The sequence below is a fragment of the Aliiroseovarius sp. D2-2 genome (assembly GCF_055809455.1).
On sequence record NZ_CM147913.1, the window covers coordinates 1,310,219 to 1,325,552 of the forward strand.

At 53.6% G+C, this 15,334-nt stretch carries 12 protein-coding genes; 9 read left to right on the plus strand and 3 right to left on the minus strand.

Annotated features, from left to right (window positions below):
* Positions 1-8: 8 nt before the first annotated feature.
* Positions 9-875: a LysR substrate-binding domain-containing protein gene (locus AC0L6A_RS06505; RefSeq protein WP_473292973.1), complete on the minus strand. Its 867-nt coding sequence runs from the start codon at positions 873-875 to the stop codon at positions 9-11.
* Between the two features lie 130 nt (positions 876-1,005).
* Here AC0L6A_RS06505 and AC0L6A_RS06510 point away from each other — a divergent pair, with 130 nt between their 5' ends.
* The 6 genes from AC0L6A_RS06510 (at position 1,006) to AC0L6A_RS06535 (ending at position 8,751) form a co-directional block, all read left to right on the plus strand.
* Positions 1,006-2,193 carry a 2-aminoethylphosphonate--pyruvate transaminase gene (locus tag AC0L6A_RS06510; protein WP_473292975.1) on the plus strand — a complete coding sequence of 396 codons (1,188 nt, stop codon included), beginning with the start codon at positions 1,006-1,008 and terminating at the stop codon, positions 2,191-2,193.
* Between the two features lie 20 nt (positions 2,194-2,213).
* On the plus strand, positions 2,214-3,458 hold the full coding sequence (phnA, locus tag AC0L6A_RS06515) for a phosphonoacetate hydrolase (protein ID WP_473292976.1): 1,245 nt from the start codon (positions 2,214-2,216) through the stop codon (positions 3,456-3,458).
* An 18-nt stretch (positions 3,459-3,476) separates the two neighbouring features.
* Positions 3,477-4,928, plus strand: a complete 1,452-nt coding sequence (phnY, locus tag AC0L6A_RS06520; protein WP_473292977.1) for a phosphonoacetaldehyde dehydrogenase — start codon at positions 3,477-3,479, stop codon at positions 4,926-4,928.
* A 112-nt stretch (positions 4,929-5,040) separates the two neighbouring features.
* Positions 5,041-6,393 (plus strand): (R)-1-hydroxy-2-aminoethylphosphonate ammonia-lyase, encoded by a 1,353-nt coding sequence (pbfA, locus tag AC0L6A_RS06525; protein ID WP_473292978.1) that lies wholly within the window; start codon positions 5,041-5,043, stop codon positions 6,391-6,393.
* Positions 6,390-7,229: an EamA family transporter gene (locus AC0L6A_RS06530; RefSeq protein WP_473292980.1), complete on the plus strand. Its 840-nt coding sequence runs from the start codon at positions 6,390-6,392 to the stop codon at positions 7,227-7,229. The genes pbfA and AC0L6A_RS06530 overlap by 4 nt, the downstream gene beginning before the upstream one ends.
* 10 nt (positions 7,230-7,239) lie before the next feature.
* Entirely contained in the window at positions 7,240-8,751 is a 1,512-nt protein-coding gene (locus tag AC0L6A_RS06535) for an FAD-dependent oxidoreductase (protein WP_473292981.1), read from the plus strand.
* Positions 8,752-8,756: 5 nt separating this feature from the next.
* On the opposite strand, the gene AC0L6A_RS06540 is transcribed toward AC0L6A_RS06535, so the two are convergent.
* On the minus strand, positions 8,757-9,770 hold the full coding sequence (locus tag AC0L6A_RS06540; RefSeq protein ID WP_473292982.1) for a 2-hydroxyacid dehydrogenase: 1,014 nt from the start codon (positions 9,768-9,770) through the stop codon (positions 8,757-8,759).
* Positions 9,771-10,190: 420 nt separating this feature from the next.
* Here AC0L6A_RS06540 and AC0L6A_RS06545 point away from each other — a divergent pair, with 420 nt between their 5' ends.
* Genes AC0L6A_RS06545 through AC0L6A_RS06555 form a run of 3 tightly spaced genes read left to right on the plus strand, consistent with a single transcriptional unit; the run spans position 10,191 to position 13,479 of the window.
* Positions 10,191-11,027, plus strand: coding sequence for a DeoR/GlpR family DNA-binding transcription regulator (locus AC0L6A_RS06545; protein ID WP_473292984.1), 837 nt, complete (start codon positions 10,191-10,193; stop codon positions 11,025-11,027).
* Positions 11,024-11,797, plus strand: coding sequence for an inositol monophosphatase family protein (locus tag AC0L6A_RS06550; RefSeq protein ID WP_473292986.1), 774 nt, complete (start codon positions 11,024-11,026; stop codon positions 11,795-11,797). The genes AC0L6A_RS06545 and AC0L6A_RS06550 overlap by 4 nt, the downstream gene beginning before the upstream one ends.
* The gene (locus AC0L6A_RS06555; RefSeq protein ID WP_473292987.1) at positions 11,797-13,479 is read left to right on the plus strand and encodes a Na/Pi cotransporter family protein; all 1,683 of its coding nucleotides are present in this window, start codon (positions 11,797-11,799) and stop codon (positions 13,477-13,479) included. Before AC0L6A_RS06550 ends, AC0L6A_RS06555 begins: the two co-directional genes overlap by 1 nt.
* Before the next feature lie 361 nt (positions 13,480-13,840).
* Here the strand turns inward: AC0L6A_RS06555 and AC0L6A_RS06560 are convergent, their stop codons facing one another.
* Positions 13,841-15,217, minus strand: a complete 1,377-nt coding sequence (locus AC0L6A_RS06560) for a glutamine synthetase family protein (protein WP_473292988.1) — start codon at positions 15,215-15,217, stop codon at positions 13,841-13,843.
* Between the last annotated feature and the right edge of the window lie 117 nt (positions 15,218-15,334).

Below are 15,334 nucleotides of genomic sequence, written 5' to 3' on the forward strand. Positions count from 1 at the left end.
TTTTCATGTCAACTCTGCGTTTGCCTCGCAATATCCATGAACGCACGTATTACCTTCACATCATGTCGCTGGGTCAAATGCACAAGTGATTCACTCATAGGGATATGCGAGCCGGAAAGGCTGATCTTTCGGAACCGCACATCATGAACATATTCAGCCAAAGAGACGAACCCGATCCCAGCACCTGAGGCTACGACTTCGCGTACCGCCTCTCGCCCTTCCGCAACAATGGTCGGGGATAGCGTGATGCCCTGTCTATCCGCTTCTTCAACTAATTTCTGCCGAGTTTTTGATCCGTTTTCGCGAAACACCAAAGGGTATTTGGAAAGCTCATTCATTGTCAGGCTTTCTTGTGATGCAAGAAGAAGCCCATGTGCGGCGAAAGCGATGATCTCGGACGTCCCAAGGTCAAGCACTGTGATATCTTTTCCAGGAGACAAGCTGCCGATCACACCGATTTCAGCATTATAGGCACGCAATTCCTCGACGACTTTCTCGGTGTTTCCGACGCGAAGAGATATCGTCGTATTTGGATAACGCTTTTTAAATAGCCCCAGCAATTCGGTCACATGGTGGGCGGAATCCGCAACAATCCTCAACTCTCCTTCGACAGCTGTACTCTCTTGCGAAAGATACTCCCTAATTTGCTCTTCCACCTCGAAATATCTCTTCGTCAACAGATAAAGCTGCTCTCCAGTTTCGGTCAGCCAAACGCGTTTCCGTTCGCGGTGAAAAAGCAGTAGATCGTGATCCTGCTCCAACTTACGCACCTGTTCGGAAATGGCTGGCTGCGTCAGAAACAACGCCTCGGCCGCTCGGGAAAATCCGCCAAATCGCGCCACACTATGAAACGCCTTTAGTTGTTTGTGCCGCATACGATTTTCCCCAATTCCCAGCCTGCATTTAACTATAAGCTGGGCCTATATAACGATTGCCATTAGCAATTTCACATATGGAGCAACTTCCTGCAATGCTGTTTGTGATAGACCACTTCGGAGATGCGAAATGACTGCTCCAACTACCAGAATCGACTCCCCCCGACTCGGTGAGCCATACCTTTTGACACCAGGTCCATTAACCACCTCTTATGCCGTCAAAGAAGCGATGTTGCGGGATTGGGGTAGCTGGGATGATGACTTCCGCGCGATGACCCAAGAAATGCGATCTATGTTGTTGGAATTGCTGGGTAAAGGGTCGGATGAGTTTGACTGTGTTCCGATGCAGGGCTCGGGATCTTTCTCGGTCGAAGCAATGCTGGCATCCTTCATTCCACGCGATGGAAAAGCACTGGTTCTTGCCAATGGTGCCTATGGAATGCGTTCTGCACAAACACTGGAGTATCTTGGTCGGGCGCATGTTGTCCTGAACAAGGGCGACTATCTTCCGCCGCGAGGCGAAGAAGTGGCACAAATTTTGGCCGATGATCCGAATATCACCCATGTGGTTGCTATTCACTGCGAGACGTCCAGCGGCATCCTCAACCCGGTCGAAGAGATTTCCGAGGCAGTCTATGCAGCGGGTCGCAAGCTTCTGATCGACAGCATGTCGGCCTTTGGCGCGATTGAGCTGAAAGCGGCAGACATTCGTTACGAAGCCATGGTCTCATCTGCCAATAAGTGCATCGAAGGCGTGCCTGGATTTGGCTTCATTATCGCGCGCAATTCCGAGTTGGAGGCTGCCAAAGGCAACAGCCATTCGCTTAGCTTGGATGTTCATGCGCAATGGGCGCATATGAACAAGACCGGTCAATGGCGCTTCACACCTCCGACCCACGTGGTAGCCGCGTTCCTTGAAGCACTGCGTGCACATAAGGAAGAAGGAAGTGTGGCCGGTCGTGGCGCACGCTATACCCGTAACCGCGACGTGATGGTCGAGGGCATGCGCGAGCTTGGGTTTGAAACCCTGCTTAAGGACCGCTGGCTGTCGCCCATTATCGTGACCTTCTTTTGCCCATCAGACGGAAACTTTGTTTTTGATCGCTTCTACGAGCTGATGAAAGAAAAAGGTTTCATCATCTACCCGGGCAAGCTGACTGTTGTTGACAGTTTCCGCGTTGGCTGCATCGGTCAGATGGATGAACATATTATGCGGCAGGTCGTGACCGCCGCGAAGGAAACGCTGGAGGCAATGGGGGTAGCAGACGCAAGCCCACCTGCTCTGGCCCTCGAAGAACGTGCCAAGCTGGCCGCTTGAATACATAAAGGAACATAATAATGACCATTCAATCTCCTGTTGTTGCGAACGGGCGTGCCTATGCGACCCCAAAGGTCTGCGCAATTGCGATCTGCCTTGATGGGTGTGAGCCGGAATATCTTGAAGTGGCCATCGGCAAAGGGCTGATGCCAAACCTCAAACGGATGCGCGAAGAGGGTACGGATCGTTTGGCCCATTCGGTTATCCCGTCCTTTACCAACCCAAACAACCTTTCGATTGCCACTGGTCGTCCGCCTGTAGTGCATGGGATCTGCGGCAACTACCTTATCGATCCGGACACTGGGGAAGAGGTGATGATGAACGACGTGCGCTTCCTGCGTGCTCCGACCATCTTCTCGCAGTTCTATGAGGCTGGCGCTAGTGTGGCGATGGTGACCTCTAAAGACAAACTACGCGCACTGTTAGGCGCTGGCCTGAAATTTGACGAAGATCGCGCCGTAGCATTCTCGGCAGAACGTTCAGGTGAAACAACCAAGGCTGATCACGGTATTGAAAATGCGAGCGAATGGTTGGGCATGCCAGTACCCGAGGTTTATTCGGCAGAATTGTCCGAGTTCGTGTTTGCAGCAGGTGTAAAGCTTCTGAAAGAAATGAAGCCAGACGTGATGTACCTGTCGACCACGGACTACGTTCAGCACAAATTTGCCCCCGAACAGCAGGGAGCCCTGGACTTTTATGAGATGTTTGACCGGTATCTAGGAGAGCTGGATGAGCTGGGGGCCGCAATTGTTGTCACCGCCGATCATGGCATGAAAGCCAAACACCACGCCGATGGATCGCCCAATGTGGTTTATTGTCAGGATCTTATGGATGAGTGGCTGGGCAAGGATGCGGCCCGCGTTATCCTTCCGATCACCGACCCGTATGTTGTGCACCACGGCGCTCTTGGCTCGTTCGCAACGTGTTATCTGCCTGAAGGTGCTGATCGCGACGACATCATGGCGAAACTGCGCGCGACTGCAGGTATCACCCATGTGTTGACCAATGCCGAGGCCGTCGCGCGCTTCGAATTGCCGTCAGATCGAATTGGTGACATCGTGATGATCTCGGGCGAGAATATCTGCATCGGTACATCCGAACATCGCCACGATCTGGCAGCGCTCAAAGAACCGCTGCGCAGTCATGGTGGTCTGACCGAACAGGAAGTCCCGTTTATCTGCAACCGCGTTTTGGCCCTGCCTGAACGCCCCGTTCTGCGCAACTTCGACGCGTTTTTCTACGCCACTGAAGCCGCTGCCCTGTAATTGAAAGGCCTGACGCACATGAAAGACAAAATCGAAATCCGCGAAGAGGGGATGCGTATCGGCGGTAAGGCTGTCTTTACCAATGAAGTGATCGAGGTGAAGTACCCCTACACCGAAGAGGTGATTGGCACGGTGCCTGCGGGCACCGCCGAACACGCGCGTCAGGCCTTTGAAATTGCGGCAAATTACAAGCCTAAACTAACGCGTTACGAGCGCAGCCAGATCTTGCAGCGCGCTGGGGAATTGATCGGCGAACGCCGTGAGTACCTGGCGAAATGGCTTACACTTGAGCTTGGCATCTGTCATCAGCATGCCATTTATGAAACCAAACGTGCGCAGGATGTGTACCAGTTCGCCGCCGCTCAGGCGCTTCAGGACGACGGCGAGATTTTCTCGTGCGACCTGACCCACAACGGTAAGGATCGCAAGATTTTCACCAAGCGCGAACCGGTGAACGCTATTTCGGCCATCACTCCTTTCAATCACCCTCTGAACATGGTCAGCCACAAGATTGCTCCGTCCATTGCGACCAACAACTGCATGGTCTGCAAGCCGACGGAACTAACACCGCTTACAGCGATCGCGCTGGCTGATATTCTCTATGAGGCGGGTTTGCCACCCGAGATGTTCCAGATCGTGACTGGCTGGCCGAAGGATATCGGTGAAGAGATGATGGTGAATGAACACATCGACATCATCACGTTCACTGGCGGTGTGCCAGTTGGCAAGTTGATCGCGGAGAGAGCCGGGTATAAGCGACAGGCCCTTGAACTGGGTGGGAATGACCCGCTGATCGTCTGCAACGATCTGAGCGATGCTGATCTGGAAAAGGCAGCAACCATTGCCGTGGCCGGTGCTACCGGTAACTCAGGTCAACGCTGCACCGCGATCAAGCGCATTCTGGTTCAGGAAAGTGTGGCCGACAAGTTCGTGCCTTTGGTTCTAGAGAAAGCTAAGAAGATCAAGTTTGGCGATCCTCAGGATCCTAACACCGAACTGGGCTGCGTAATCCACGCGCAGGCTGCCGAGCTATTCGAAAAACGCGTCTTTCAGGCTGAGAAAGAGGGGGCTGAGATTCTCTATCATCCGGGTCGGCAGGGCGCTCTTTTGCCGCCGATCGTGGTGGACAAAGTGCCCCATGACAGCGAACTGGTAATGGAAGAGACCTTTGGTCCGATCGTGCCGATCGTGCGTGTGCCTGACAACGATGAAGACGTCATGGCGATTTCGAACTCTACCGATTTCGGTCTCAGCTCTGGTGTCTGCACCAACGATTTGAACCGGGCTATTGCTTATATTAACGGGCTCGATGTGGGGACGTGCAACATCTGGGAACAACCCGGATATCGTATTGAAACCTCACCTTTCGGTGGCATCAAAGACAGCGGCAACGCGGTAAAGGAAGGTGTTACCGAGGCGATGAAATTCTTTACCAATGTAAAGACTTACTCACTCCCGTGGCCGAACTGATCGGCCTAATAACTGGCTCCCCCCATCAGGGGGGGCCTCTCTTGATTTTTCCCGTTACTGGTGAGACCTGATTGTCGGGGCTCACTTTTTAATTTGAAAGCAGAGGTCCAACATGTCGACGATCATTCACACGGAAGGTGAATCCAATACTTCAGAAGCTCGTAAAGCGTGGCTTGAGAAGTCGATCGGACCAAAGTCGAAGCCACTGCTGGACCGTGATGCCAAGGTGTTTCTACACCAAAGCTTGTCGAGTCCCTGCGTCAGCACCATCGCCAAAGCTGAAGGAATCTGGGTCGAAGATTTGGACGGGCGTCGCTATATGGATTTCCATGGTAACTCGGTACACCACATCGGCTGGGGGCATCCAAAGCTGATTGCAGCAATCAAGGCGCAGCTTGATGATCTGCCCTTTGCGCCGCGCCGTTTCACCAATGACCCAGCAGTCGCCCTAGCCGAAAAACTCGCCGAAATTGCTCCGGGTGATCTGGGCAAAACTCTTTTTACAACTGGTGGATCTGACGCCAATGAAGTTGCGTTGAAAATCGCACGTGCAGCGACCGGGCGTTTCAAAACTGTAAGTTTCTGGGACGCGTTTCATGGTGCAGGTTTCGGGGCGGCGAGCGTTGGGGGTGAGGCAACTTTCCGCAGCCATATTGCAGGACCGCTTCTAGCGGGTGCGGAACATGTTGCACCTTTCGCCTGCTATCGTTGCCCATACAATCACTCGGGACCGGATGTTTGCGGACTGGCCTGCGCCAAGATGGTGGACTTCGTTCTTGAGCGCGAAGGGGACGTTGCTGCTGTGATTGCTGAACCAATGCGCGCCGTGCCTTATGTGCCCCCCGCGGGATTTTGGAAAGCAGTACGCGAGGCTTGTAACGCTCGCGGGGCGCTGCTGATCATGGACGAAATTCCGACGGGTCTAGGCAAGACAGGCAAAATGTTCGCATTCGAACACGACGACATCATTCCAGACATCGTAACTTTGGGAAAAAACCTAGGCGGTGGCGTGCTTCCCATCGCTGCCTGCGTTGCGCGTCGAGATCTGGATGTGTGCGGAGACTTTGCCATCGGTCACTATACCCATGAGAAAAACCCTGTGACCGCTCGCGCGGCCCTAACCACCATTGAGATTATTGAAGAAGAAGGGCTGGTGGATCGTTCAGCGGAACTGGGAGACTACGCCAAAGCACAGCTCCAAGACCGTTTGGGGGACGTTACTATTGTGGGCGACATTCGGGGTCGTGGTCTGATGTTTGGCGTCGAGATTGTCCAAAACCGTGCCGATAAGACGCCGGGAAATGCGCTGGCCGAACAAGTCTACTATCGCTGTCTGGACGCCGGTCTGAGCTTCAAGATTTCGCAAGGCTGCGTGCTGACCCTGTCACCTCCACTGACCATTTCGCGCGAGGATCTGGATCGGGCACTTGATATCGTGGTGACTGCAATCAACGAAGTGGTATGACGCCGGCGATTGGCCTTATCGTTCTGACTGCGGCCCTTTTGCATGCGCTTTGGAACGCGTTGGTGAAAGGTTCCGGTGACAAAACGATCATACTGGGTTGTATCGCTCTGGGGCATGTGTTCCCAGGAATGGTTATGATCGGTTTGTCGCCATTGCCAGAACTGGCCTCTATTCCGTTCATGATCGCCTCGATCATGGTGCATTGGGTTTACTTCTTCCTGCTCAATACGGCCTATCGGCTCGGTGATCTTAGTTTAATTTATCCGATCTCGCGAGGGCTTGCCCCGGTTCTGGTGGCGCTGGGTGCGCAGTTTTGGGTGGGTGAAAACCTGCCTGTGTTCGCTTGGGTCGGTATCTTTCTTGTATCTGCCGGGATCATGATTTTGTCCCGTTCTGCGTTTACAGGAGCCTTGCCTGCCAGCGCGTTGCTCGCAGCGCTTGGGATTGGCGTAATTGTGGCGAGCTATACCTTGATAGATGGGGTTGGTATACGTTTGTCGGGCCATGCGATCAGCTATATCGGCTGGCTGTTCACAGCAAAGCTGATGATCGTGTTTTACGTTTTCCCCACACGTTGGGAGAGGGTGCGAGCCATACCGACTCGTTCATTGGTCATCGGGGTGTGTGGAGGACTGATTTCAGGTGCTGCATACGCGCTTGTGCTCTATGCAAAATCTGTTGCCCCGCTGGGAATGGTATCAGCCTTGCGAGAGACCTCAGTTATCTTTGCGGCGTTGATTGGTGTGATCTGGTTCGGCGAAGGACCAAAAAGACAAAGGCTGTTGGCTGCGATTGTGGTTGGGTTAGGGATCGCAGCGATCGCTGCGACCCGGTAAGGAAGACGCCATGGTAGAACTGGATGGGCAAAGCTTTGATATCGCCATCATTGGGGCTGGGATTAATGGTGCCTCTGCCGCGCAGCATCTGAGCGCCGCTGGATACAGCGTTTTCGTCGCAGATCAGGGTGATTTTGCAAACGGTGCCAGTAGCCGTTCAAGCCGTCTTCTACATTGCGGGCTGCGCCATCTCGCGGATGGTACAAGCGTTGGAAAAATGCTGTTGCGACCCGACAGGTTTGCACGATCTTTGGGAACGGTTCGCGCTGATATGGTCGCCCGTGACGAGATAGTGCGATCCATTCCAGAGCGGGTGAATCCGATAAATTTCGCACTCCCGATTTATAAAGATGATCCCTATGCCCCGTGGCATCTGGATGCAGCCTTTGCGCTTTTGCGGATGACCAGCCCAAAGGGTGAGAGCCTTGATTATCGCCGATATCGTCCCGATCAATTCGATCAGGTGCCGATTGCGCCCTGGCTACGAGACTCTGATCAGTTGCAAGGAGTCGCTGTGTTTCGGGAATACATTTTCGATTGGCCTGAGCGCATCGCGCTTGATGCCCTGTTCGATGCGCGCCGGATGGGGGCGGAAGTGCACAATTATGTGAAGGTCGAAAAACTGACATCGAATGGGGATGATGGTTGGAATTTGTCCCTCAAACCCACCCAAGGTTTGGGTCAGCCTTTTCGGATCCGCGCCCGGATCGTGCTAAATTTGGCTGGCGCCTGGATCGATCAGGTGACGGCTCAAACAGGAAAAAATGCGTCTCGAAAGTGCCGGGGCATGAAGGGGATTCACATTGCGCTTCAACTGCCACCCGCGTTTCAAGATTGGGGCGTGTTCACCTACAACAGCCTCGGCGAACCCCTTTATTGCCTGCCATGGCGCGGATATCATTACGTCGGACTGACGCGCACCAAATTCTCCGGAGAGGCCGAGGGTGTTCATGCCACGGATCAAGAGATCGACTGGATGCTGGGGGAAATTAATCGATCGCTTCCTGACCTGGATCTCTCGCGCAAGCATGTCCTGTACAGCTGGGCCGGAGTGAACCCGCTCACCCATGACAAAGAGCAGGAGTTGGGTAGTCGGGAGATCAAGATCCACGACCTGTCTTCCGAGGGTCTGAAGGGGATGTTTACGCTGACCGGCGCTCCGATTGTGACCCATCGCCAGGTAGCGCAGCGGTTTGTGGATCGCATCCGCCCCATCCTGACCCCGTCTCGCGCACGCAGTCAGCCTTGCTACACCTCTTTGAATGTAACCAATGCCTCTGGTGAGGTGTCACAAACGGCAATTGAACATAGTGTGCGTCACGAAAATCCGACAAGTCTTGCCGATCTGATGATGCGCCGTTTGGGTCTTGGATGGAACGCTGATCAAGGCCTGAAGAATTCAGAACAAGTCGCGAGGGCAGCAGCACCATACATGAGGTGGACGGAAAACGATATCGGGCACGAGCTGCGAGCCTATGAGGAACATCTTCAGCGGGATCGGCGAAAGCCAACTCCTCAATAACCTGATCACTTACCAAAGGTGACGCCTTTGGTCTGCATTCGAAGGCGTGGATCCGCTGACTTCACCAGCACGTCCCGCCCGTCCAGAAGCTCATGGCAGCGCTCCAATGTCTCTTTTTCCAGCCGCTCCATCGCGTCGTGTGTATAAAATGTCAGGTGGGGGGACAGGATCACGTTGGGGTGGTCAAACAATTCGCTCATTGGATGATCTTTCAACGACAATGGTTCCTGGCTGAATACATCAAGTCCCAATCCCGCGATCCAGTTTTCGCGCATCGCACGCGTCAAAGCGTTTTCGTCAATGATTGCTCCTCGAGCAGCGTTGACAAGGATAGCAGTGGACTTCATGAGCTTGAGCTCACGCTCTCCGATCATCCCGAGGGTTTCAGGGTTCAGAACGCTGTGCACACTGACGAAATCACTTTCTTCAAGTAGGTGGTCGAGTGTGTCGCATTTCTCCACCCCTATGGCCTGCATCTCTTCTTCTGGAGTGTGGGGGCTGAAGGCGATGACGCGGGCGCGAAAGCCCTGACCAGCCATCCGGGCCATCGACCGCCCAATCTTGCCCAGTCCAACAATGCCAAGCGTCTTTCCGGCGATGTCTGTGCCCAGCCATTGCGGTTCGGGCCATCCCCAGCCTTCTTTGTGCATGTGATCATTCAGGGCGGGTAGTTTCTTGGCCAAAGAGATAAGCAAAGCAAATGCGCCTTCGGCTACAGTTTCTTCGGCATATTCTGGAATATTGACAACTGTAACGCCATTTTCCATTGCGGCTGGAATGTCTATGGCGTCGATACCCACCCCGTATTTCACAATTCCACGCAAGTTGGGTGCGGCTTCGATAACCCGTCGAGTGATCGGAGTGTAGCACATGAGTAGAAGATCACAGTCTTGGACTTCGGCGATCAACTGGTCTTCCTCAACCCCGTCGGGAAGCAAGACCAATTCATGCCCAGCATCGCGTATCGCGGCGTCGACCAAAGGTGTGTGCAGCTCTTTGTCTGTTCTGACGATTTTCATGCGTGTTTCCTGCTGTCTGGTTATTTTAATAGTGGCCATTGTTCAGGATCAAACTGCAAGTTTGTTTTTGTGATCGATCTATAGGTGCGATTTATGGTCGAGGGTTTTGCTGGCCGATGCAGCGGTTCAAGCTTCATCACACGAACGCTTTGACCCGTCATCGGCGGAGGGCTGCATCATCAGGGTGTGGTTCATATTACGAGGTGGGTGGTATCGAATTCTCTGAATGCGACATGTGCGGATTGTTCTGCAACCGCGCCCATTTCGCCTACGCCGTGAAGGTCAATCAGTGCGTTTGAGGGTTTTTGGGAGAATTTGGCGAATATTTCTGGAGTATATTTCTGTTTTTCGCATTTTGCAGTTGCAAATATGCAGGTAAATGTGGGTTATATGATGGAAAGTGACTGAATGAGCGTGGAAATGACCAATACTTCCAACCTATCCCATCGGGAACTTGAGCTGCTGTCTGCTCTGCGTCACTTGGGAGGGACTGCTCGGTCGTCAGAGCTTGCGAAGCATCTCGATGTCTCCGAAGAGACCGTCCGTCGAGGGATCAAATCACTTTCTAAAACCGGATCTGTTGAGCGGGTGCACGGTGGGGCCTATTTGGTTGGCGGGGCCGGTGATCCAAGCTTTTTTCGGCGCATGGCACACCACCCGGATGAGAAACGGCAGATTGCCAAACTGGTCGCCAAGCAGGTTCATGACAGAATGACGGTGTTTCTGGATGTGGGGTCTACCACTGCGTTCGTGGCAGAACGGCTGCGCAAACATGTAGGGTTGACCGTGGTTACCAATTCGATCGGTATCGCGCAGACCTTGATGGGTACACAGGATAATCGGGTGCATTTCCTGGGTGGAGAGATGAAAAGCGACGAGCGGGGCACTTTCGGCGCAGTGGCCGAACGCCAAGCGCGCCGCTATGTGTTTGACCTTGCAATGATCAGTGCGGATGCACTGTCAGATAAGCGCGGGTTTTTGTTTTCCAACCCGGTTGAAGCTGCCCTTTCTGAGGTGATCGCGGACTGCGCTGATCGAGTGGTCGTTGGCTTGGATCATCACAAGTTTAGCGCCAAGGCGCCCCACTGCGGGATGGATCCGCAAGCTGTCGATCTTTTGGTGTCAGATCGGGCACCCGACAGAGAGATGGCGCGCGCGTTGAAGGAGTGGGGTGTGGAGCTTGCCATTGCCTCGTCCGGAAAGGCGTCAGGCAGAATAGCCGAAGTAGATGCCTCTGACCTTGAAGATGTATCATGACAGATCTTGCACAGCTCACCCAACATGCCGAAGCCATGGCGCAGATTGCCGCCCGTACCGCAAATTCCCATTTCCGGGGCAAGTTGGGCATTGAATTTAAGGCGGATGAAAGCCCAGTGACTCACGCGGACAAGGCGGTGGAGACAGAACTGCGCAGCTATCTTGCCGAAAAATTTCCGGATCACGGTATTTTCGGCGAAGAAGAAGGGATCGACACCAAGGGCAGTTCGCATCTCTGGGTGATTGATCCCATTGACGGTACGCGGTCTTTTCTGTCTGGCCACCCATTGTTTGGCTTCCTTCTGGCCCATCTGATTGATGGGCAGCCCCAGATAGGAGTTATTGGAATGCCAGCGCTTGACGAGGTGCTGATCGGGGTACGTGGGCAGGGGGCCAAGTTGAACGGAGCCCCTCTCGCGGTGTCTGAACAGACCGATCTTAATCGTGCCATTCTCTATATAAATGAAGGTGAGAAGATTTATCGAGATCATCCTCAGGTGTTTGATCGCCTGACCAAGGCGGCACAGACCCGACGGATGGGATATGATTGCTATCCTCACGCGCTGGTGGCGATGGGTCACGTGGATGCCGTGGTGGATTATGATCTTCAACCCTATGACTTTTTAGCTGTGTCGGCGGTGATCGAAGCAGCGGGTGGCGTGACGAGCGACTGGTCTGGCGCGCCTTTGACGCTGGAAAGCGACGGTCAGGTGCTTACCGCCGCTACTCCGGAACTACACTCCCAACTGCTGGATCTGGTGAAAAACTGATGGCTATACTGAGTTTCATAACAAGTTTGGCAGGGGCCACGATGCTTTTGCTGTTTGCGGTGCGGATGGTGCGAACGGGGATCGAACGCAGCTTTGGCGCGTCTTTCCAACGCATGATGACCGCCAAAGGCGGGCCTCTTTATAACTCGGCACTTGGTGTGATGTTGGCCATGATTTTGCAAAGTTCGGCGGCCGTCGCTTTGCTTGCAACGGGGTTCGTAGCTGGCGGTTACCTGCAATTCCCGGCAGCTCTGGCGATTGTATTGGGCGGCGACCTTGGATCGGCTCTGATCATTCAGATACTCTCGTTCCGGCTTGATTGGTTGGTGCCAGTGCTTCTGGCTGTGGGCGGGTGGCTTTTTGTCAAAGTGGAAAGCCGCAATTGGCGACAGGCCGGCCGGATCTTGATGGGGGTGGCGTTTATCCTGATTTCGCTGCGGTTCCTGCGTGAAGCAATGGATCCGATCCGTGACAGTGCCTTTTTGCCGGCGATTGCCGAATATCTTGCGCGCGATTATCTAACCGCATTCCTGGTTGGGGCTGCGCTGGCTTTCGTGATGCATTCGTCTGTGGCGGCAATCCTGATGTGTGTGACGCTCGTGCAGATCGACGCCATTCCCTTTGCGGCGGGTGTCTCATTGGTGCTGGGTGCCAATCTTGGGTCGGCCCTGATTCCGATCTGGTTGACGCGAGGCATGGATATGGTCGCGCGTCGGGTGCCATACGCCAATTTTGTCTTGCGTGGCATTTGGGCTGTCGTAGCGCTGTTTACCGCCAACCTGTTTTTGCGCTCAGGTGTGGTTGAGATTCCAGAAACCGGCCAGATGCTGATCTTCGCGCATATTGCGTTCAACGGCTTACTGTTACTGTTTGCTCTGCCGTTCACCAAATTTGTTGCATCGAACATGGTCTTACTGCTGCCTGAACGCACGGATCCGTTGCTGCAAAATGGGATTGATGTACGACCATCTTCTGCACTCGACCCGGACAATATCGGTTTGCCAGCTCAGGCCCTAGCCAGCCTGAAAAAAGAACTCTTGCGCATGTCGGAACTGATCGAAGTGATGTTCCGCCCTTCATTGGAACTCTACCGCGATGGGGACGCCGAGAAGATCCAGTCCGTTCAAGCGATCGATTTGGACGTCAACGATTGCTTGACTGGAATTCGCGATTATGTGGCATCTCTTCCTGGAAAGAACGAGTTTGGCAAAGAGAACGTCAAGACCGCACGCGACCTGATGGAATATGCAATTCGTTTGGAAACGGCCGGAGATGTTGTGGCGAAACGATTATGTGTTCTGGCGGGCGAGATGCATGAGAACCGGACCCAATTTTCCAAGGAAGGTTGGGGCGAGCTGATACGCATGCATGAATGTATCATGGCGAATATGCGGCTTGCCTCTAATGTGTTGGTGTCTGACGATCTAGAAAGTGCACGTGTCTTGAGCCTTGAAAAGACTGAATTGAAACAGGCTGAACGTAGAAGCCGCAAGCGTCACCTCAAGCGCTTACAGGAGGGACTGGTCGAGAGTTTTGAAACCTCGGATGTCCATCTAGAGACATTGCGAGCCTTGCGCGAGTTCAATAGCCATATTGCGTCGATTGCCTATCCGCTTCTCTACAAGCATGGGCAGCTTCTTGAAACGCGCCTGATCGAAGATATGAAGGCTGCTGGGGAATAAGCCTCTGAGAATGCTTGGTGCACCTTCAGTGGAACTATGAGGGAGGCGCGCCAAATGGGTGCTTTGACATTTCACGCATTGAAATCGCAGATTGCAGCAGGTGACAAGATCATGCTTCTGATAACTTCATCACACTTAAGCACCTATCCAAAGTAGTTTGCATAACGGTAAGCGTCTTGAACTCTCCCTGAGCCTAGAATGCCGGGCTCATGGGCGAGGCTTTTTGTCTAAACCGTTTCGGGTGAGAGTTTTTCTAAGGACGGGACGGTGACCGTTTGCCGTCCTTGATCTGTTGAAACGCAAAAGAATGCGGCCACCGCTTCAGGTGACCGCGTCTTAGTTTCCGAACATCCAGAGTGCCTTAAACATTCAAAAGCAAATGCTGCCGTTCCCAAGGCGAGATTTCGCGCTGGTATTCTTCGTTCTCGGCCCATTTGATGTCTGAATAGAGCTTGCAGAATTCCTCGCCCAGTACGGCGCGGATGTCTTTTGCGTCATCAAATATATCCAGTGCGGCGCGTAAGGCGGCGGGCAGGGGCTGTTCGACCTCCCACACTTCCTTCTTGGCTTCGGCGCGCGGCTCGATCTTGTTCATCATGCCCAGATAACCGCAGGCCAGCGAGGCCGCGATGGCGATGTATGGGTTCGCATCCATGCCAATCACGCGGTTTTCAAGGCGCCGTGCGGCAGGTCCGGAATGTGGAACACGCAGGCCTGTGGTGCGGTTGTCAGACGCCCATTCCAAATTGGCTGGTGCGGATTGTCCTTCGACCGTGATGCGACGAAACGAGTTCACGTAAGGGGCCAAAAGCGGCACGACATCCATCGTGTACTTCTGGGATCCACCGATAAACCAGCGGAACAGGTCAGACGCGTTTCCATCTTCATTCGAGAAGATGTTCTTGCCAGTCTTCGCATCAACAATGCTTTGATGCACATGCATCGCGCTGCCCGGTTCGTCCCGGATTGGCTTGGCCATAAACGTAGCAAACACACCATTCTTCAGCGCAGCTTCGCGGATCGTGCGTTTGAAATAGAACACTTGATCGGCAAGGTTCACAGGGTCGCCGTGGTTCAGGTTAATCTCGATCTGACCGGCTCCGCCTTCTTGAATGACGGTGTCAATCTCAAGCCCTTGTGCTTCGGCGTAGTCATAGATCGTGTCGATGACTGGGCCGTGATCATCCACAGCGGACATCGAATACACCTGCCGACTTGCACCCTTACGACCCGTGCGCCCGATAGGAGGTTCAATTGGTTCGTTGGGATCGTGGTTGGGTTTGGTCAAATAGAACTCAAGTTCGGGCGCGATAATCGGCTTCCAGCCTTTGTCTGCATATAACCCGACAATGCGCTTCAACAACGCCCGCGGCGAAACAGCCAAGGGTGAACCGTCGCGATTGAACATGTCGCAGATCACCTGAACCGAAACATCTTCAGCCCATGGAATAGCGCAAGCGGTGCCCATGTCCGGGCGAAGGACAATGTCTCGCTCTAGCCACTGGTTCTCGATCTCCATATCCACATATTCGCCAGAAATCGTCTGGTAAAAGAGGGATATTGGCAGGGCGAGCTCGGCTTTGGGATCAAATTTGGTGGCGGGCATGGCCTTCCCGCGCGAGGTTCCGACAATGTCGGGGATGATGCACTCCACTTCTTCAATGCGACGCCCATCTGCATAGGCGACAAAATCAGCGGACAAACTCGAGGCCCAATCCAAGGGGCGCTTTGGTGACATCAAAACCTCCTACAACGTCGGTGTCATGCCGTCGTCGGTTTGAAAATAGATACGGTGTGAAATATTTGATCAAAAAATTGGGGAAGGTCAATGGCCGTGTTTCGAAAGACGCTTTTT